The organism is Acinetobacter sp. I-MWF, assembly GCF_025433935.1.
Taxonomy (GTDB): Bacteria; Pseudomonadota; Gammaproteobacteria; order Pseudomonadales; family Moraxellaceae; genus Acinetobacter; species Acinetobacter guillouiae.
In genome coordinates this window covers 2,936,390-2,956,919 of sequence record NZ_JAMBAR010000001.1, presented here as the reverse complement: position 1 = coordinate 2,956,919, position 20,530 = coordinate 2,936,390, and the positions used below count along the sequence as shown (strand labels likewise).

The window sequence follows — 20,530 nt, the reverse complement described above, 5'->3', positions numbered from 1 at the left end:
CATTTCATAAATGGCTTGCGTTGTAGGTTAAAATTGAGCAGGCAAGGCATGAAACGAAGAGAATAGCGAGACTATTTTCGAGTTTCATAACGAAGGCTGAGATAATTTTAGCCACAACCCTGAGCAAGAACAAAGCACTGCTTTGTTTGCAGCGCAAGGCGCAGCTGGGGACTAGCGTGTTTTTTGCCGCTACGTCGTTACGAGCTACTTATTTAGAATGACTAAATTTCGTATTTCGTGCCTAGTATCGCCTAAAAAACACACGTAGTCGCAAACGTAGACGAACTGTCAACAGACCCTAAAGTCTTAGACATAAAAAAATCCCTCCAGAGTGAGGGATTTTTTTATGTGAGATAAATGTCGTGAAACATTAAGTCGTCGGGAATATGCCTAATATATGGATCATCATTGCAGCTATAAACATACCTAGAACAAAAAAGCAGCAGGCTCCTTTATCCAAGCGTAAGTGAAAACCACTAACTTGATTGATTAGACTAGTCGATTGTTCAGGTATAATTTTCATTACTGAGCCTAGATTTTTAAATTATTGTTTAAATCCTATTGGTTCGTCGTATTTTTAACATAATTGACTGGTTAAATAAAGTGCTAAATTACATTATTAATATGTTGTGGCTTTTATTATCTCCCGATCCATAAAAATATTATGAATTTATAATCATGATTTTGTGGATACATTGTGGATAACTTGACTATTTTTTAGTCTTTATATGGATAATAATCTGATTTAAGTATAAAAATGAAGTCTATTTTTTAACAAGCTCATGATATTTATTGGTTTAATTTTTATGCTTAAGCTACTGTTTTTAAATTTATTTTTGAATTCGTTTTCTTGGGGTTTTTCAAATAGGGGAATGTATTTATTATTTAAATAAACAGGCGATATTCTTCAACTTAAATAGTTTTAGAAAGGGCTGATTATTTAATTTTGAATTTAAACTGTGGATAACTGGTAAATTTGAATTCAAAAAGATAAAAAGTGAGAGCATCTATTTAGATATAATAGAAATGTTACAAAACATGTAATAAAAAAGCATGATGGGTTTTCCATCATGCTGATCATGTGTTTTTTGAATCAAGCAGCAGAATAAATGTTTGCTTGAATCCAGATATTACCGCGAATATATTGTCCAATTTCAAAATTTTTGAAAGCAGGATCCTTGGTTGCGATACGGACTAAAATTGCGGGTTGGTTCTCTTCAAGAATTAAAGTCACATCATAAAGGGTATAGTCTTGTTGCATAAACTGCATTTGAGTTTTACCGACCACTTTACCTTGAAACCAAGCTTCATCTTCTTGCCCTAGCGTTTCTCCATAGAGGTATGCCACCATTTTAGAAAAATCGACAGTAACAGGCGCTTTATCATCTTCTGACTTCGCTTCCCATGCATCAATTTGCTCTTGAAGGTTCTCAGGTGCAATACCATTATTTTGTGACAGAATATCGTTTAATGCACGATGGTGTTTGATTGAAGCAGGATCATCAACAATGATTTGTTCATGGTCAGAAACTTTTTCAAGTTCATAGGCCCATGCATTCAGTTGAACTTTATATTGCTGATCTTGCATATATTGATGGCCGTTTACACTGTACAAGCTGTCAAATGCATAAACTACGCTATTTGTTCCTACTTTTAAGCTAAGTACTGCTTGAGTATTGGTTTTACAGGTAATAATACGGTCAATAGAAGCATTTAATTGATAGGGACTTTCAAAACTTGGGAAAGCCGTTTTTACAGCTTTAGGTTTGTTATTCTCAACATCAATCACTTGACAGAGTTGTACAGAAGAACCGCTTGGACCTTGGATTAACCAAGTTGATACATCCATATCGCATTCTTTTGAACAAAGCCCCATGGGCATCACTGGTGCATCCAAAGCCAAACCTAACCATTTGGGCACTTCGGACGTTGGATTTTCAGTCAATAGACTCCAATGTTCGACATGGCTACCAAAATTCTGATCTTCTATGATAATTGTTTCAGGTCTGTTTTGATTGTTCATTTTCACGATTTTAAATGCCTCTCTTATGCTATTAAATCGAGGGTGATTGCTAGATTTCAAGTCCTGAAATGTAAAATCATAAGAAAAACCAGAATATTAAACTCAATTACCATAAACCACACCCGAAATTGTACTTTTAATCACCAAAAGCGAAATGCAAAGTTTGATTGAATCTGAAAGTCGTTAAAAATTTGCGCGATAAATAAAAGAATATGCATAGGACAGCGAAGCGTCATTTTGCTAAAATGTTGAAAAATCTTTATCAGAGATGTTGTGTGCTGCCATTTAAACTTTGGGTCGATGCAGATGCTTTACCTAAAATTCTTCGTGAAGTGATCTTACGTGCATCAGACCGTTATCAATTAGAAGTTACTTTTGTTGCAAATCAGCCTGTGGGCATTACGCCGTCTGTACGGATCAACTCAATTCAAGCAATGTCGGGTGCAGATCAAGCTGACCAAGAAATTGTTGATCGTATGGGGGAGCATGATATTGTGATTACTCAGGATATCCCTTTAGCGGCACAGGTTATTGAAAAGGGCGGTGTGGCAATTCACCCACGTGGAGAGGTGTACACTTCAGCCAATGTCAAAGCTCGCTTACATTTGCGTGATTTTATGGATACTTTGCGTGGTGCAGGTGTACAAACAGGTGGGCCACCACCGATTTCTGAGCGTGATAAACGTGAATTTTCGAGTAGCTTAGACCAAACCATTCTCAAGCAGAAACGTAAGACTTCGATATAAGTTTAACTCATGCTTTGAATAATCATCTGCGACTGATTTTTTCCACCTTTTGAATGAATCGACCTCGTTTTTCAATAGATCTTCACATTGCTTGATTAAGATTTAATTGAATTTGCAAAGATCAATGTAGAAATTCATTTTTAAACCCAGCACATTTTAATTCACATCCAGCAGTCATTTAGGAATCTATATGCCCTCCAAATCCAACCTGATGACGACTTATATTTTATTGGTCTTCATTTGGGCAAGTACGCCTTTGGCAATTGTATGGAGTGTGGCAGATTTACATATGATGTGGGCTTTGGTTTTGCGGTTTTTTATTGCTTTGCCGATTGCTTTAATTCTATTGCTGATTTTAAAAGTTAAATTACCGTACAATAAAATTGCTTTACATAGTTATTTAGCAGGCTCATTTAGTCTGATTGGTTCGCAAATTTTTACCTATGCTGCGACCAGTTATTTAAGTTCAGGTATTATTGCTTTGATGTTTGGATTAGCTCCAATTATGGCAGGGCTTATTGGTCGTTTTGTTTTTGGTCAAAGATTATTGGGGATTCAATGGCTTGGGATGCTGGTTGCTGTTATTGGCCTCGCCATTATTTGTACCAGTAGCGGGGCAAGTCAACATGTGCATCCTGTTGGAATCTTGTTGATGTTGATGAGTGTATTTACCTATGCTTTTTCGATCTTTTGGGTAAAAAAAGTAAATGCAGATGTCGTTCCAATGGCGCAAGCAACAGGTTCAATCTTGGTTTCTACGTTGGCTGCAATGTGTATTATTCCTTTTATTTGGCAGTATGCACCTACGCATATTCCCGAAACCAAATCATTATTAGCATTGATTTATACCGTATTGATGGCTTCATTACTGGCGATGTTTTGTTATTTTAAATTGGTGCAAAATATTAAAGCCACGACTTTGTCATTGACGACTGTGATGACCCCGTTGATTGCCATGTTTTTAGGCGCGATGCTCAATAATGAAAAACCGACAATGAGTGTGTTTATTGGTGCGGCGGTTTTGATCTCTGGACTAATTTTATACTTCTATAAAGATTTTAAAGCGCGTCAATTGCTGGCTAAAAAGATTGAAAATTAGCATCGAATTTTTCTTTTGTCTTTAGATTTTATGCTGCGTGATTAACCTTAAACTAAGTTTGGATTCATGCTTTTTAAATAAGATGTGTTTTTAATTTTTATACTAAGTTAATCATGATACTTACAAAATGATGAAAGCCAATATGAGTCATTTTAAATAAAGCACTTTTTATAAAATAGTATATTTACTTCACCATTTTAGATAAAAGCAATCATGATAATAATTGAAGATATTGAGATAAAAGAATAAAGATAAATGGCATAGGATAAAAATAATAACCAAAATGAGTTGAAGAGAAATGACGAAGCAGATCCGCTTTAACGCCTTTGAAATGAATTGTATTGCCCATCAATCTCCTGGTCTATGGCGTCATCCTTCAGATCGTTCGACAGAATATAAAGATATTGAGTATTGGACTGACCTTGCTAAAATCTTGGAAAAGGGCGTGTTTGATGGCATTTTTATTGCGGATGTACTCGGGATATATGATGTTTACCACCACAGTGCAGAACATGCATTAACAGGTGCAGTACAAGTCCCAGTCAATGATCCTTTGCAAATTGTCCCAGCGATGGCTGCGGTAACACAGAACTTAGGTTTTGGTGTAACGACATCAATATCTTTTGAACATCCTTATCCTTTTGCACGAAGAATCAGTACATTAGATCATCTTACCAAAGGTCGGGTGGGATGGAATATTGTCACTTCTTATTTGGAAAGTGGTTCTAAGAACTTGGGGCTAACTACGCAATTAAATCATGATGATCGCTATGATGTTGCCGATGAGTATTTAGAAGTGCTGTATAAGCTGTGGGAAGGGTCTTGGGAAAATGATGCTGTTTTAAGAGATAAGCAGGCTGGAATCTTTGCTGATCATACAAAAGTTCATCCCATTTTACATGAGGGGAAATACTTTAAAGTCCCTGGTATTCATATTTGTGAACCTTCGCCACAACGCACGCCTGTGCTATACCAAGCAGGTGCGTCAGCTCGGGGACAAAAATTTGCAAGCCAAAATGCCGAATGTATTTTTATTGCGCCACCGTCAAAAATAGCAGCGAAGAAAATTGTTCAAAGTATTCGTGAAAAATTAAAACTGGAAGGGCGAGATCCTTATGCGGTTAAAATTTATAGCTTATTGTCAATTGTAACCGATGAAACGGATCAAAAGGCACAGGCGAAATTTAAAGAATATCAGTCTTATGGAAGCTATGATGGTGCATTGACATTGGTGTCTGGTTGGTCTGGTGTGGATTTTTCACAGTATCAACCGCATGATAAAGTTGAGTATATTGAAACCAATGCGATTCAATCGATGTTAGATGCTTATGTCAATGCAGATCCTAACCGTATTTGGACAATTGAAGAAATTGCCCATTGGAATAGTGTGGGGGGAAATGGTCCTGTATTGGTCGGTTCAGCACAAACGGTTGCAGATGAGTTACAACAATGGGTAGAAGATACCGATGTCGATGGTTTTAATTTAGCTTATATTCTTGCTCATCAAACTTTTATTGATATTGTAGATTTTATTGTACCTGAGTTACAACGTCGTGGTGTTTATCAAACAGAATATCGTCAGGGGACTCTACGAGAAAAACTATTTCAACAAGGTGCTTATTTGCCAGAGAATCATCGAGGCGCACAATATCGCAAAGAGAATACGGATAGATTGGCACAAGCAAGTTAGTTTAAATTCAATTTTAAATATGCATTTTAAATAATTATTTATTGCATATTGATTGAGCTCATTAGTTAGAGTCCAGCCCACATAATGTGGGCTTTTTTATGATTTTAATAGTTATGAATTTTAATGATAAATTTATGATTTTGTTTTGAATAATAAATGCATTTATTCGTATAAATAGTATAAAAAAATAGTGCTAGTTTAAATCTATACTTATTTAAAAGAGTAACAACAATGACGGATTTAAACCAAAAAAACTTTTCTTCTCAGACAGCGGTTCCTTTGCAATTTTTTGAATTGAATCATGATGCACATGTTATTCAATCGGATGCGGAAGCCATTCAAGTAGCGAAAAATTTGGCCAAAGAGTTTGCCAAAGAAGCATCGCAACGTGATTATGAACGTCGTTTGCCGCTTGAGGAGATACAGCTCTATTCACAAAGTGGTTTATGGGGAATTAATATTCCTCAGGCATTTGGTGGGGCTGAAGTGAAATATCGTACTTTAGCGGAAGTGGTGAAGACCATTTCTAGTGTAGATCCTTCACTTGGGCAAATTGCTCAAAATCATTGGGCTTTTATTGAGCATCTCCGTTTAGATGCCAGTCCAGAGCAGCAACAATTTTTCTTTGCTGAAATTTTAAAAGGCCGACGTTTGGGCAATGCGTTTTCAGAAAAAGGTAGTAAGACAGTTGCTGACTTAGAAACCAAAATACATAAAACAGCCCAAGGCTATGAAATTAATGGTCAAAAATTCTTTGCTACAGGGGCTTTATTGGCACATTGGGTACCTGTCGTAGCAGTTAATGAAGGGGGGCTGCCTGTGGTTGCCTTAACGCCACGGACCAGTACAGGTCTAGAAATTGTTAATGATTGGTCTGGATTTGGACAAAGAACCACAGCGAGTGGAACTGTGTTATTAAAACAAGTTCAAGTCGATGAAAAATATATTGTGCCGATTCACAAAGCCTTTGAAAGACCTACAGCAGCAGGTGCTATTTCTCAATTTATTCAAGCCGCAGTAGATGCGGGTATTGCTCGTGGTGCAATTGATGAAACGATTCAATATGTACGCTTACATTCACGCCCTTGGATTGACTCAGGTTTAGAGAAAGCCAGCGATGATCCGTATACCATTGCAAGTATAGGGGAGTTAAAAATCAAATTACGTGCAGCCGAAGCTGTTTTAGACTTGGCTGGTGATGCAATTGATCAAGCAATTGCCAATCCATCTGAAGAGAATGCTAATCAGGCGGCATTACTGGTTGCAGAAGCCAAGGTATTAACAACTGAAATTGCCATTCTGGCTTCAAATAAATTATTTGAATTATCAGGTACTCGTTCAACATTGTCTGAATTAAATTTAGATCGCCATTGGCGTAATGCCCGTACTCATACTTTGCATGATCCTGTACGTTGGAAATTTAATTTAGTCGGTAATTATTATCTCAATAACATTCACTTACCACGCCATGCGTGGAGTTAAGAATAAAAATAACCAACAGATGGAGAGAAAAAATGGGTAACTTAGATATTCAAAACCGTTTTATTGAAGATTTATCAATCTCAGCAGACTATGAGAAGGTTGCGTCAAAGTATCGTGCGATTTTTGAAAAGATTTCACAAGGTGTCGTTGAGCGCGAGCAACAGCGTATATTGCCGTACGAGCAAATAGACTGGTTAAAACATGCAGGTTTTGGTGCATTACGTATACCAGTCAAGTTTGGTGGAGATGGGGTATCTTTACCTCAGTTATTTCAATTGCTCACTGAACTTGCAAAGGCCGATTCAAATATTGTGCAAGCATTGCGGGGGCATTTCGCTTTTGTTGAAGATCGATTAAATGCACATAAGTTTAAGAATCAAGAATTATGGTTTAAACGTTTTGTCCAAGGTGATTTGGTGGGGAATGCATGGACTGAGATCGGCCATGTAAAAATTGGTGATGTGATTACCCGAGTAACTCAAAATAATAATCAATTGCTGGTCAATGGGAAAAAGTACTATTCAACAGGCACAATCTTTGCGGATTGGGTTGATTTATTTGCCTATGATGAACGTACGGATCAGCATGTTATTGCTGCGATTTCTCGACATGCTTCTGGGGTTGAAGTACAGGATGATTGGGATGGTTTCGGTCAAAAAACCACGGGAAGTGGCACTTTAACATTAAGCAATGTTGCAGTCGAAGCAGACCATATTTTGCCCTTTGAGCAACGTTTTAAATATCAGACTGCGTTCTACCAAGTGATTCATTTGGCGACCTTATCGGGGATTGCACAGTCAGCAGTTGCAACATTTATTCATGAAGTACAAAAGCGTGATCGTATTTTTAGTCATGGCAATGCTGATTTAGTACGTAATGATCCACAAATTTTACAAGTGATTGGTAAGGCTTCCGCACAAGCCTATGCAAGTGAAAGCATTACCACGCAAACAGCAGAAGCTTTACAGCGTGCATATATCAGTCACTTTAGTGAATCCGAAGTAAAAAATATTCAAGCAAATAATGATGCTGAATTAGAAGCGGCACAAGGGCAGGTGGTTATTTCTGATTTAGTCTTGGATTTAACCAGTAAGTTGTTTAATGCGCTTGGCGCATCTGCAAGTACCACCACAAAACAACTTGATCGCTTCTGGCGCAATGCGCGGGTCGTATCTTCACATAATCCAGTCGTATATAAGGAAAAAGTGATTGGTGATTGGGAAGTCAATCGTGAACCATTGCCATTTGTTTGGCAAATTGGAACAAGCCCAAAAGTTGGCGTTGCCTAAAATTTAAATTTTAATCACCTTTAGTTCAAGGCTTGCGTATGCAAGCTTTTGATTTTTATAAGGACCATAAAGAATAATAATTATTGTACTCATGAGTATACAAAATGGCAGATTTGGTACTATGAGGAGAAAATAAAGTTAAGTAGATTAGTACAGCAAAAAACAAATACAACGAGGAAATCATGTCGCTTAAAGGAAAAACACTTTTTATTACCGGTGCAAGCCGAGGAATAGGGCGAGAGATTGCACTAAAAGCTGCACAAGATGGTGCGAACATTGTGATTGCTGCAAAATCTACACAAGAGCATCCTAAATTAGGAGGCTCGATTTTTACTGTTGCTCAAGAAGTTGAGGCGGCAGGTGGTCAAGCTTTAGCACTTCAACTGGATGTACGTGATCAAGATGCGGTTGCGCTTGCCATGAAACAAGCAGCAGCGCATTTCGGTAGAATTGATATTTTAATTAACAATGCTGGTGCGATTAAACTGTCTGGCGTAGAGACGCTTGATCCAAACCGTTTCGATTTAATGTATCAGATTAATACACGTGCTGTGATGGTATGTAGTCAAGCTGCGTTACCGTACTTAAAAAACAGTGACAATCCACATATTTTAAATCTTTCACCGCCGTTAAACTTGGATGAAAAATGGTTTGCCAGCTATGCGCCTTATACCATTACTAAATATGGTATGAGTATGCTGACTTTAGGGATGAATCAAGAGTTTGCCAGTTTTGGCGTAAGTGTAAATTCACTTTGGCCGAGAACGATTATTGCCACAGCTGCAATTGAGTTTTCTTTAGGCGGTAAGCAATTATTTAGCAGAGCTCGTAAACCGAACATTATGGCAGACGCCGCTTATCGTATTTTAAACAGTGAGAAACGTGCTTTAACAGGACGTTTGTTGATTGATGAAGAAATCCTACGAGAGTCGGGTATTACAGATTTTTCTGAATATCGCTATGCTGATTCAGAGGATGAGTTGATGGTAGATTTGTTTGTTAAAGAATAATTGCTGAGCGGATCGCGCCAATAATTCGTACCGATTTTAAAATCCTAGTTTGATTGTTTAAAATCGGTACATTAAAACATTGGAAATTTTTATAAAAAAGCAGAAGATATAATATTGAATCTAAAAAATGAGTGAGATGTAATTTCGTGTATGAGTTAGATTGTAAGTTGCTCAGTATTTTTTACTATATCTACAAGTTTAAAAGTGTTTCTGTTGCCGCAGATCATTTAGCGATGAGCCAACCTACAGTAAGCAATATTCTGAACAAAATTCGTGTTCATTATAACGATCCGTTATTTTTACGGATTGGTAATGAAATGGTGCCTACAGAATTATCTAAACAACTTTATCCTTTGATCAGTGAAGCACTGAGTAAAGTTGAAATTATTAATAATTTTAGTGTGGATTTTGATGAAACAGCATCTCAGCAACAATTTACAGTTGCGATGACGGATGTTTCTCACTTAGTTTTATTGCCTAAAATTTCTCAATATCTCAAAGCACATGCACCGCATGTCAAATTAAATGTTCGTGCCATCACCTCTGAAACCAGTTATCAGATGGCAAATGGTGAAATTGATTTGGCGATTGGTTTTTTACCGCAATTAGAAAATGGTTTCTATCAACAAAAATTATTCGAACAATTTTATGTGGTGATTGCATCTAAAGATCATCCACGATTAACTCAACAAAGCATGACCGTTGAGCAGTATTTGAGTGAATCACACATCGATATTGATGCAGGGGTGGGGCATTATCACATCGCCAATGAGCTGTTAAATTTGGACTTAAAGCGTAATGTATTGATGCGTATTCCGAGTTATCTTGGTGTTGGCTTAGTGGTGCAAGATACTGACTCGATTGCAACCGTTCCTTATTATTTGAGCGAAGTCTTGTTGTCACGAGGAAACTTACAAATTTTTCCAGCACCAATTTCGTTTCCGACTTATTCGATTAAGCAGTATTGGCATATGTCATGTCACCATAAAACCAGCCATCAGTGGTTAAGACATATGTGTTATGAGATTTTTAGTCAGGTGAACTCAATGCCTTTACCTAGTCAGTTATTAAGCCATGGCGATCAGCCTGAAGTTTAGAGGATTTTTTAAACTAAATAGCTTAAGAACAGTTATCCTTTTAAGATTAATTTGCTTGATGCTCTGAATCGGTTAGCTTATCAGGTGTCATCAATGCTTGATTGACATAGAGTTTGATTAAGCGTTCACGAGAGCCAATAGACTTTTGATAGTGCGTAGAATTTAACAATAATGATGCGCCATAAGTCACTGTCCAGATATAAGACAAGTAATCACGGATTGACATACTACTGTTTAAGGCTTTGAGATGTGCTCCGAAAAGATCTTTAATTTCTAAAATACGTTGCTCACGTATGCTATAAAGATCTTCGAATAAGTCTTTGAGTTTACGTTCATTATTGGTTAAACGCTCTTCAATCACATGCAGTAAAATTGTTCGATTCGAATTTAACATGTTATATAACATGTATTCGGATACATAGATTTTAATATCGTGATGATAGGCTTTAGAAATATCTAAAAGTCGTTTTTCATTCAAGATTATCAGTTCAAGATACAGCTGGTTTTTACTTTTAAAATGTTTATAGATCGTTCCTTTTGCGATATCAAGTTCAGCAGCAAGCTCACTTAACGTAATATCCTGATTATTATCAAGCAATAAGGTTTCTGCCATTGCTAAAATTTTCTCTTTGCGAAGAAGAAAATTCTGTTGGCGCACTGAACTCATTCTATTGATCCAAAACCGCTGATGAAGAACTGGACTCAGAGTATATCAGCTATTTCGCTGATTCAATAAAACTATAGTCCATCATATTCAATAAAATATTTATTTTTTTAATGTATTTAATAATTTAGCTTTTATATAAGTAAATTAGGAGAGATAAAATTTCAACGAACAATTTATAAAACTAAACTTAAGTATGGTCATAAGATGAATATAAAGAAACTGTAAGAGATGTACCGTTTAAAAACATATTTAGTTAGCAACGACTTTACAAAAAAACCTGATCATTTGATCAGGTTTTTCTTTTTAATAAAGCTCTTAGAAATTAATCCGCGCGGCGCCAAATGGTACCTTGACGTGTATCTTCCAGTACTACACCTTGAGCAAGCAAAGACTGACGGATTTCATCTGCACGGGCAAAGTCTTTATTTTTCTTGGCATCAACACGTTGTTGAATGAAATCTTCAATATCAGCCTCGGATAAGCCAAGTGCTTCTTGACCAATGTCTGATTTTAAAAAGTCATCTACATTGTATTGAACCAAGCCAAGGATATTGGTCAAGTGGCGTAAAGTAGAATAATAAAGCGTAGATTGCGCTGCATTCTCTTCTTTAACCGCACGATTTAATTCTTTAATAATTTCGAATAAAACTGCAATTGCTTCAGATGTATTGAAGTCATCACGCATTGCTGAATTAAAGCGCTCGACGAGCGTTTCATCTAACAGGTCTGTGGTTTTATTGCCATAGACTTGTTGATACGCTTTAAATGCATGATAAAAACGAGAAAGCGTAGTTTTTGCTTCTTTTAGTGCAAAGTCCGAGAAGTTTACAGGGCTACGATAGTGTGATGACACAATAAAATAACGAATCACTTCAGGATGGAATTTCTCCATCACATCACGAATGGTAAAAAAGTTGCCTAAAGATTTAGACATTTTTTCGCCATCGACATTAATAAAGCCAACATGCATCCAGTAGTTTACATATTGTTCATCTGTTGCAGCTTCTGATTGCGCGATTTCATTTTCATGATGTGGGAATAAAAGATCTGAACCGCCACCATGAATATCGAAATGATTGCCTAAGCAGCAAGTTGACATTGCTGAACATTCAATATGCCAACCTGGACGGCCATTGCCCCAAGGTGAAGCCCATGAAGGCTCATTTTCTTTAGCATGTTTCCATAGCACAAAGTCAAATGGATGCTTTTTCTCAACTTCAACATCAACACGTTCAGAAGCGCCAGCTTGCATATCGTCAAGTTTACGTCCCGAAAGTCGGCCATAGTTCTTAAATTTTTCAACTTCAAAATAGACATCGCCATTTGCAGAAGGGTAAGCCGTGCCTTTATTGACAAGGTTACCAATCATATTCTGCATTTGATCGATATAATCTGTTGCGCGGGGTGCCTCATCAGGTGCTAAGCATCCTAAATTTTCGGCATCATCATTCATCGCCTTGATAAAACGATCGGTCAAAGCTGTAATGCTTTCGCTATTTTCATTGGCACGCGCAATAATTTTGTCATCGATATCTGTGATGTTACGAACGTATTTAACATTCCAACCTTGACTACGTAAAAAACGAATAATGTAGTCAAAAGCAACCATCACCCGAGCATGGCCTATATGACAGTAATCATAAACTGTCATACCGCACACATACATGTCGATATGTCCTTCTTTACGGGGAACAAATTCAACTTTTTTTCGTTGCTCAGAGTTGTAAAGAACAAATGGTTGCATAGGTTTTCTAAAGGCTTCAACAAAATGATGATTAATCTTAACCTAAGCTCCATATTTCATAAAGTTTTATACGTTATTTTTCTAAGAAAATGAAATTTATACATTTAGGAAAGCAGCCTATTGTATTGCTATGCTAAAATAGCAAAAATATTCCATTCGATATTCAAAACTCTTTATAGAGTTAAGGTTAGCCCATTTTGAATCCTGAAAATAAATCAAATCAAGTTGATTTTCAAAAAGTTGCACTTGAAACTTTACGCATTGAAGAACATGCCATAGAGATTTTAGCGACTCAAATTGATGAACGCTTTACGCACGCATGTGAAATTATTTTACAGTGCCAAGGTCGTTTAGTGATTACGGGTATGGGGAAATCTGGGCATATTGGGCGGAAAATGGCAGCAACTTTCGCATCAACAGGTACACCTTCATTCTTTATGCATCCTGGTGAAGCCGGACATGGTGATTTGGGAATGTTGGTCAAAGGTGATGTGTTGATTGCAATTTCAAACTCTGGAAAGAGTGATGAGATTATGATGTTGATGCCACTGATTAAGTATTTGGAAGTGCCTTTAATCACCATCAGTGGTGATGACAAAGGACCTATGCCACAAAATGCAGATGTTGCGTTGACACTTGGAAATATTAAAGAAGCATGTCCATTAGGTTTGGCACCCACCTCGAGTACTACTGCAACATTGGTATTAGGCGATGCACTGGCTGTGGCGCTATTAGATGCACGTGGTTTTACTGCAGATGATTTTGCAATGTCACATCCTGCTGGTGCATTAGGCAAACGTCTGTTGTTACATGTTAAACATTTGATGCGTACAGGCACTGATTTACCAAAAGTATTTCCTGATACACCAATGAATAAAGTTTTGTACGAAATTTCCAATAAGCGTTTAGGTTTAACCACTGTTGTCGATGAAAATGACACATTATTGGGCATATTTACCGATGGTGATTTACGCCGTTTAATTGATAGACAACAAGGTTTTGATGTGAACTTGCCTGTATCCGCGGTCATGGTTCAAAATCCTTCAACCATTTCTAAAGAAGCACGTGCAGTTGAAGCTTTAGAAAAAATGAATGAAAAGAAAATTAGTCAATTTATTGTCGTTGATGATGCCAATAAAGTGATTGGTGTAATTAGTATGCATGACCTGATTCAAGCTGGAGTAAATTAATCAATGGCTTCTTATGTTTTACTGGAACAAGCGCGTCATATTGAAGCATTGGTTTTAGATGTAGATGGAATTTTGAGTGATGGTTTTGTGACGTTGACCAATACAGGGGATGAAATTAAATCTTTTGATATTCGCGACGGATTAGGCATGAAGCTGGTGCAAAAATCTGGAATTAAAGTCATCATTATCACAGGACGTAAAAGCAATATTGTTGAAAAACGTATGGCTGATCTTGGCGTGGATTTGGTCTTTCAAGGTCGTGAAGACAAAGGTGCTGCACTTAAAGAAGCCTGTGCTCAATTCAATTTAGATCCTGAAGACTGTTTATATATGGGCGATGATTGGCCAGATCTTTCTGCCTTTGCAATTGCAGGGATGAAAGTCACTGTTCCCAATGGGCATGTAGAAGTGCGGCGCCGAGCAGATTTAGTCACTCAGGCGATGGGTGGGCGTGGAGCTGTACGTGAAGTCTGTGATATGTTGATGATGGCTAAAGGCACTTACCAAGAATTACTTGAAAAATATACAGCTATACCGCATTAATAGCGTAAATTCAGATTGATCAAATGTTGAATGTAACTTATGGATACTAAGGTTTTATATGTGACTGCAGTTGTCATCGCGGCAATCAGTGGTGGCTATTACTATTACAGTGGGAAAGGCAAAAAGTTGGATGCGAATTCAGCCAAAAGCATGACGTATACTGCTGAGGGTATCCAGTTGGTCCAAACAGATGAAAAGGGTAATCTTTATGTTCGTGCTCAAGTGGATCGTTTAGAACAAGATTTACAAAGAAAAACTTCAACACTGAGTAACCTCAATGCTTCGATGTTTCATCAAAATAAAGTTGATTCAACTTTTTTTGCAAAACAAGCACGAGGATTTAATGACAATGAAAAAGTCGTTTTATCTGGACAAGTTAAAGCGACCAAGATTGGTGAACGAGGGACCATGGAATTTCAGACAGACGAGTTAACAGGATATCCTAAAATACGTCAGTTTGAAACGACTCACCAAGTGACTGTTAATGCACCTGATGCAGAATTTATTAGTCAGGGTTTAAAAGCTGATTTAAACCAAGGTCAATATGAATTTGCACATATTCGAGGAAAGTATGTACCTAACTAAGCCTTTTTTAATGAAACAATCTTTCCTAATAAAAGCGATCTGCACTGCCGGTTTAATGGGCTTGTCTGCAGCAGCATTTGCATTACCGTCAGATCGTAATCAGCCAATCTCATTGGTTGCAGATAAAGCAACCTATAATGAAGCTGCGGGTGTAACGACATATACTGGTAATGTTATCATTGAGCAAGGTACAATGAAGCTTCAAGCTGCTTCAATTGTGGCTCAATTGAATAAGAATAAGCAAATTAGTACCATTACTGCCACTGGGGGGCCCGCAAAGTTTCAACAACAAGTTGATACGGCTAAGGGTGTTGCTCGTGGAGAAGCACAAAAAATTATTTATAATGCCGAAACAGGTATTATTAATTTAATTGGTAATGCTTATCTATATCAAGATGGAGCAAGTATTCGCAGTAGTTCATTAAAATACAGTATGAACAAAGGCGATATTGAAGCTTCTGGTAGTTCAAATAGCACAGGTTCAGCGAAAGGACGTGTACAAATTATTATCCCGCCAAATAGTACCAAGTCTTTCCCCGGAGCGCGTGATTAATGACAGCATCAAATCAGCCTCAAGTGCTTTGTATCAAACATTTAGCAAAAGTTTATAGTAAACGTTGGGTGGTCAAAGACGTTTCATTCAGTATGCAAAGTGGACAAATTGTGGGTTTGCTTGGGCCGAATGGTGCGGGTAAAACCACCAGTTTCTATATGGTCGTTGGTTTGGTGCGAATGGATAAGGGCGAAATTCATCTTGATAATGAAGATATTTCTGATTTAGCTATGCATCAGCGTGCACGTAAAGGAATTGGTTATCTTCCACAGGAAGCTTCAATTTTCAGAAAGTTAACCATTGCTGAAAATATCATGGCCATCCTTGAAACACGTAAAGACTTAGATAAACAGCAGCGTCAACAACGTCTCAAAGAATTATTGGAAGATTTTAAAATCACCCATATTAAAGATTCTCTTGGAATGAGTGTGTCAGGTGGTGAGCGCCGTCGTGCAGAGATTGCACGCGCACTTGCAGCTGATCCAAAATTTATGCTTTTGGATGAACCTTTTGCAGGTGTCGATCCAATCTCGGTAGGTGATATTAAAGATATTATTCGCCAGTTAAAAGATCGTGGCATCGGGGTTTTGATTACTGACCATAATGTTCGTGAAACTTTAGCGATTTGTGAGCATGCTTATATTGTGAGTGAAGGTGCTGTGATTGCGGAAGGTACGCCAGAAGAAGTGTTGGCGGATGAAACCGTGCGCCAAGTGTATTTGGGTGATGATTTTACCGTCTAACCACTCAGATTTTTTTTAAAAGATGGAGGATCACCTTCATCTTTTTTTTTATTTTTTGAGACCCAAATTTTAAAAATTCCAATTTTGATTCAATATTTTATTAATTATTATTTCATTTAAATTTAACAACATAGTTTTAATGTGATGCTCTTCACATATAGAGAAATGTGTTACATGTTTTGTTTAAAATTTAATCTAAGTCAAATTCTTAAGTTTCTATAATACCCATAAAAATTAAATGGGAATTTATTATTTTTAAGTGCTATGAATAGTATGGGAATAAGAGAATTTTTCGTTTTAAAAGGGTAAGACTATTAATAAAATTTAAATAAATTTATAAAAGTGATCATTGATAATGGTGGTAATGAATATAAAGTGATAATTAAATTTAATCGTAATAAATTAGTAAAATAAATAAGTAAGATTTTAATTAAATGATAATTGCATCACAAAGTAATGGTTTTAAAAAAGATCAATCATTTAGCCATTATAGACAAGCACTGTTTTTTATATGTATATGTGATTTTAATATTAAAAATATACACTTGTGAAATTTATCTCACTTATTTATCTTTTTTGCATAACAGTAAATTATAAGACGGAAAAATATTATGAAAAACATCACTATTTATGAAAAAGGAACAGCTAAGGTTCTTACTCAAGATTTAGTTAATAAACACTACTCAGTGTATAAAGTAAATCTTGATAGCGCAGAAATAGCCAAGATTGTAAAAGTTAATAATAATTTGGAGGTTTATTTAAAAAATGGAGAAAAAGTTGTTATTGATGATTTCTTTATTGGTGAAAAACCAAAAGAATTTACAATAGAAACTGCAGATGGAAAGCATTATTTACTTAACTTTCTTGAATTTGATGCAACTGGCACTGTAACTAAAATTGATTATTTAGGGATTACCGATTTTCAAGAGTATTTAGTTGGCCATCATAGTGCTGTACCTGCATGGGCATGGGTTGCAGCTGCAGCTGGGGCGATCGGAATTGCAGCAGCGTCAGGGGGAAGTGGTGGTTCAAGTCATTCAGGAAGTGGTGATAAAACAGGACCAAAACTAAACTATGATATTTTAGATAATCAGAAAATTAAAATCACTGCAGATGAAGCAAGTAAAATTACAATAGTCGATGCGAGTGGTAAAACAATTGGATCAGGACAACTAAATCAAGCAGGTGCGCTTGAAATTAATTTAACAAGACCTTTGGTTGATAATGAAAAAATTACTATTACAGCAACGGATAATGCAGGGAATAAAACAACTGAAACAATAAATGTGGGTGATGTTACAAAACCTGAAGTCGAAATAAATATTATTGATAATGATACTATTCAGGTCAATTCAAATGAACCTGGTAGTAAAGTTATAATTAAAAATGAAGCAGGGCAAATAATTGCTGAGGGTGTAATTGGTCCTGATGGAAAATTAATAGTTGATTTAAATACACCTTTAACTGACGGCAGTAAGATTATTGTTGATGTTATTGATGCTGCAGGTAATCAAACAGAAAAAGTAATTACAGTAGGTGATGTAACACCGCCAATTATTAGTACAACTATTCAAGATGCGACCCATATTCAAGTCACTTCAAATGAAGCTGGTCAAGTTAAAATTACGGATGGTCATGGTAATGTAATTGGTACAGGTACAATTACTGGTAATAACACGGTTGATAATATTCAGTTAACACGACCACTTACAGACGGTGAAACTATTAAGGTTACTGTGACAGATGGTGCTGGTAATCCAAAAACAGTTGAAATTACAGCAGGTGATGTAACTGCACCAGTGATTACTTCAACCATTCAAGACGCAACTCATGTTGAAGTTACTTCAAGTGAAACGGGTCAAGTTAAAATCACGGATAGTTCAGGCAATGTGATTGGAACAGGAACGGCAACGGGGAATGGTATTGTTGATAACATTCAGTTAACCCGACCACTTACAGATGGTGAAAAAATTACAGTCACTGTGACAGATGGTGCTGGTAATCCAAAAGCGATTGAAATTACAGCAGGTGATGTCACAAATCCACAATTCCAATCTTCGCATGTGGATGGTACAGGAACACAATTAACCCTTACCTATAGTGAAACCCTTGATCCATTACATCCACCCGTTGCTGGTAACTTCACAGTGACTGTAGACGGTCAGGTGGTTGCTGTAACCGGTGTTACAGTGAATGGCTCTACCGTGGTGTTGACTTTGGGTACACCAGTCACAGCAGGTCAAGCGGTGCAAGTGGGTTATACCGATCCATCGGCAGCCAATGATCCAAATGCGATTCAAGACATTGCGGGCAATGATGCTGCAACACTTCCACCGACAGCGGTAGACAATGGTTCGATTATTCCTGGTGGCGATACCACAGCACCGACCTTTGTCAGTGCAGCACTAGATACAGCCGGCACATCGCTCACCTTGACCTATAGTGAAGCACTAGACAGCACTAACTTACCGCCATTAAATAGTTTTGTGGTCACCGCAGATGGTCAAGTTGTACCTGTAACCGGTGTTACAGTGAATGGCTCTACCGTGGTGTTGACTTTGGGTACACCAGTCACAGCAGGTCAAGCAGTGCAAGTGGGTTATACCGATCCATCGGCAGCCAATGATCCAAATGCGATTCAAGACATTGCCGGTAATGATGCAGCAACACTTCCAGCTACAGCTGTTGACAATGGTTCAACTGTACCAGGAGGTGGCGATAACTCAGCACCGCACCTTGTCAGAGCAGAACTAGATAAACCCTGCACATCTCACACCCGGTCCTATCGTGTAGCACTAGACAGCACTAACTTACCGCCATTAAACAGTTTCGTGGTCACCGCAGATGGTCAAGTTGTACCTGTAACCGGTGTTACAGTGAATGCGACCTTTGTCAGCGCGACAGTGGATCTATCAGGGACTACATTGACCCTGAGCTATAATGAAGCGCTTGATCCATTACATCCACCAGTTGCAGGCGACTTTGCAGTGACTGCAGATGGTCAGCTTGTCCCTGTAACGGGTGTTGCGGTGGTGGGCAATAACGTGGTGTTAACCTTGGGTGCACCAGTGACTTTAGGTCAAGCGGTGACGGTGGGTTATACCGATCCAACCACGGCTAATGATCCAAATGCGATCGACCTTTGTCAGCGCGACAGTGGATCTATCAGGGACTACATTGACCCTGAGCTATAATGAAGCGCTTGATCCATTACATCCACCAGTTGCAGGCGACTTTGCAGTGACTGCAGATGGTCAGCTTGTCCCTGTAACGGGTGGATCGGTGGTGGGCCGTGACGTGGTGTTAAGGTTGGGTGCACCTGGTACTAGTGGTCCCGCGGTGACGGTGGGTGATCCCGATACAAGCGCGGATAATGATCCTGATGATATCCGTGTAGAAGCGGGTGATGATGCTGCAACCCTTCCACCGACAGCGGTAGACAGTGGTTCGATTATTCCTGGTGGCGATACCACAGCACCGACCTTTGTCAGCGCGACAGTGGATCTATCAGGGACTACATTGACCCTGAGCTATAATGAAGCGCTTGATCCATTACATCCACCAGTTGCAGGCGACTTCGCAGTGAGATGGTCAGCTTGTCCCTGTAACGGGTGTTGCGGTGGTGGGCAATAACGTGGTGTTAACCTTGGGTGCACCAGTGACTTTAGGTCAAGCGGTGACGGTGGGTTATACCGATCCAACCACGGCTAATGATCCAAATGCGATCCAAGATGCAGCTGGTAATGATGCAGCAACCCTTCCACCGACAGCGGTAGACAATGGTTCGATTATTCCTGGTGGTGATACCACAGCACCGACCTTTGTCAGCGCGACAGTGGATCTATCAGGGACTACATTGACCCTGAGCTATAATGAAGCGCTTGATCCATTACATCCACCAGTTGCAGGCGACTTCGCAGTGACTGCGGATGGTCAGCTTGTCCCTGTAACGGGTGTTGCGGTGGTGGGCAATAACGTGGTGTTAACCTTGGGTGCACCAGTGACTTTAGGTCAAGCGGTGACGGTGGGTTATACCGATCCAACCACGGCTAATGATCCAAATGCGATC

General features: G+C 38.2%; 18 protein-coding genes. 15 read left to right on the top strand and 3 right to left on the bottom strand.

Annotation, left to right across the window (positions count from 1 at the left end; translation table 11 throughout):
- Nucleotides 1-1,093: 1,093 nt before the first annotated feature.
- Nucleotides 1,094-2,023, bottom strand: coding sequence for a hypothetical protein (locus M2R48_RS13730; RefSeq protein WP_004822598.1), 930 nt, complete (start codon nt 2,021-2,023; stop codon nt 1,094-1,096).
- Nucleotides 2,024-2,268: 245 nt separating this feature from the next.
- Here M2R48_RS13730 and M2R48_RS13725 point away from each other — a divergent pair, with 245 nt between their 5' ends.
- The 7 genes from M2R48_RS13725 to M2R48_RS13695 all read left to right on the top strand — a co-directional run bounded on the left by M2R48_RS13725 (nt 2,269) and on the right by M2R48_RS13695 (nt 10,436).
- Complete coding sequence (locus tag M2R48_RS13725) at nt 2,269-2,769, top strand: YaiI/YqxD family protein (RefSeq protein WP_171066881.1); 501 nt, start codon at nt 2,269-2,271, stop codon at nt 2,767-2,769.
- Between the two features lie 190 nt (nt 2,770-2,959).
- Nucleotides 2,960-3,868 carry a DMT family transporter gene (locus M2R48_RS13720; RefSeq protein ID WP_262086456.1) on the top strand — a complete coding sequence of 303 codons (909 nt, stop codon included), beginning with the start codon at nt 2,960-2,962 and terminating at the stop codon, nt 3,866-3,868.
- 298 nt (nt 3,869-4,166) lie between these two features.
- A complete protein-coding gene (locus M2R48_RS13715; protein ID WP_262086455.1) occupies nt 4,167-5,558 on the top strand; it encodes an LLM class flavin-dependent oxidoreductase in 1,392 nt (463 codons plus the stop codon).
- 231 nt (nt 5,559-5,789) lie between these two features.
- On the top strand, nt 5,790-7,040 hold the full coding sequence (locus M2R48_RS13710) for an SfnB family sulfur acquisition oxidoreductase (RefSeq protein WP_262086454.1): 1,251 nt from the start codon (nt 5,790-5,792) through the stop codon (nt 7,038-7,040).
- Nucleotides 7,041-7,072: 32 nt separating this feature from the next.
- Nucleotides 7,073-8,329: an acyl-CoA dehydrogenase family protein gene (locus M2R48_RS13705; protein WP_262086453.1), complete on the top strand. Its 1,257-nt coding sequence runs from the start codon at nt 7,073-7,075 to the stop codon at nt 8,327-8,329.
- Between the two features lie 182 nt (nt 8,330-8,511).
- Nucleotides 8,512-9,339: an SDR family oxidoreductase gene (locus M2R48_RS13700; protein ID WP_262086452.1), complete on the top strand. Its 828-nt coding sequence runs from the start codon at nt 8,512-8,514 to the stop codon at nt 9,337-9,339.
- Between the two features lie 146 nt (nt 9,340-9,485).
- A complete protein-coding gene (locus tag M2R48_RS13695; protein WP_004822592.1) occupies nt 9,486-10,436 on the top strand; it encodes a LysR family transcriptional regulator in 951 nt (316 codons plus the stop codon).
- Between the two features lie 46 nt (nt 10,437-10,482).
- Here the strand turns inward: M2R48_RS13695 and M2R48_RS13690 are convergent, their stop codons facing one another.
- Both M2R48_RS13690 and cysS read right to left on the bottom strand, forming a co-directional pair.
- Complete coding sequence (locus M2R48_RS13690; protein WP_262086451.1) at nt 10,483-11,103, bottom strand: TetR/AcrR family transcriptional regulator; 621 nt, start codon at nt 11,101-11,103, stop codon at nt 10,483-10,485.
- Between the two features lie 322 nt (nt 11,104-11,425).
- Nucleotides 11,426-12,847, bottom strand: a complete 1,422-nt coding sequence (gene cysS / locus M2R48_RS13685; protein ID WP_004822587.1) for a cysteine--tRNA ligase — start codon at nt 12,845-12,847, stop codon at nt 11,426-11,428.
- Nucleotides 12,848-13,044: 197 nt separating this feature from the next.
- On the opposite strand from cysS, the gene M2R48_RS13680 reads away from it, so the two are divergent.
- The 8 genes from M2R48_RS13680 to M2R48_RS13645 all read left to right on the top strand — a co-directional run.
- The gene (locus M2R48_RS13680; protein WP_262086450.1) at nt 13,045-14,037 is read left to right on the top strand and encodes a KpsF/GutQ family sugar-phosphate isomerase; all 993 of its coding nucleotides are present in this window, start codon (nt 13,045-13,047) and stop codon (nt 14,035-14,037) included.
- Between the two features lie 3 nt (nt 14,038-14,040).
- Nucleotides 14,041-14,580, top strand: coding sequence for a KdsC family phosphatase (locus tag M2R48_RS13675; RefSeq protein WP_262086449.1), 540 nt, complete (start codon nt 14,041-14,043; stop codon nt 14,578-14,580).
- Nucleotides 14,581-14,619: 39 nt separating this feature from the next.
- Nucleotides 14,620-15,165: an LPS export ABC transporter periplasmic protein LptC gene (gene lptC, locus M2R48_RS13670; protein WP_004822582.1), complete on the top strand. Its 546-nt coding sequence runs from the start codon at nt 14,620-14,622 to the stop codon at nt 15,163-15,165.
- A 10-nt stretch (nt 15,166-15,175) separates the two neighbouring features.
- Nucleotides 15,176-15,718 (top strand): lipopolysaccharide transport periplasmic protein LptA, encoded by a 543-nt coding sequence (gene lptA / locus M2R48_RS13665; RefSeq protein WP_085942773.1) that lies wholly within the window; start codon nt 15,176-15,178, stop codon nt 15,716-15,718.
- The gene (gene lptB, locus M2R48_RS13660; protein WP_151803313.1) at nt 15,718-16,461 is read left to right on the top strand and encodes an LPS export ABC transporter ATP-binding protein; all 744 of its coding nucleotides are present in this window, start codon (nt 15,718-15,720) and stop codon (nt 16,459-16,461) included. The genes lptA and lptB overlap by 1 nt, the downstream gene beginning before the upstream one ends.
- Nucleotides 16,462-17,072: 611 nt before the next feature.
- Nucleotides 17,073-19,655, top strand: a complete 2,583-nt coding sequence (locus tag M2R48_RS13655; RefSeq protein WP_262086448.1) for a SwmB domain-containing protein — start codon at nt 17,073-17,075, stop codon at nt 19,653-19,655.
- Nucleotides 19,639-20,094 carry a SwmB domain-containing protein gene (locus M2R48_RS13650; RefSeq protein WP_262086447.1) on the top strand — a complete coding sequence of 152 codons (456 nt, stop codon included), beginning with the start codon at nt 19,639-19,641 and terminating at the stop codon, nt 20,092-20,094. Before M2R48_RS13655 ends, M2R48_RS13650 begins: the two co-directional genes overlap by 17 nt.
- Nucleotides 20,081-20,530: SwmB domain-containing protein (locus tag M2R48_RS13645; RefSeq protein ID WP_262086446.1), on the top strand; the 450-nt coding region annotated here is incomplete at its 3' end. The genes M2R48_RS13650 and M2R48_RS13645, both read left to right, overlap by 14 nt.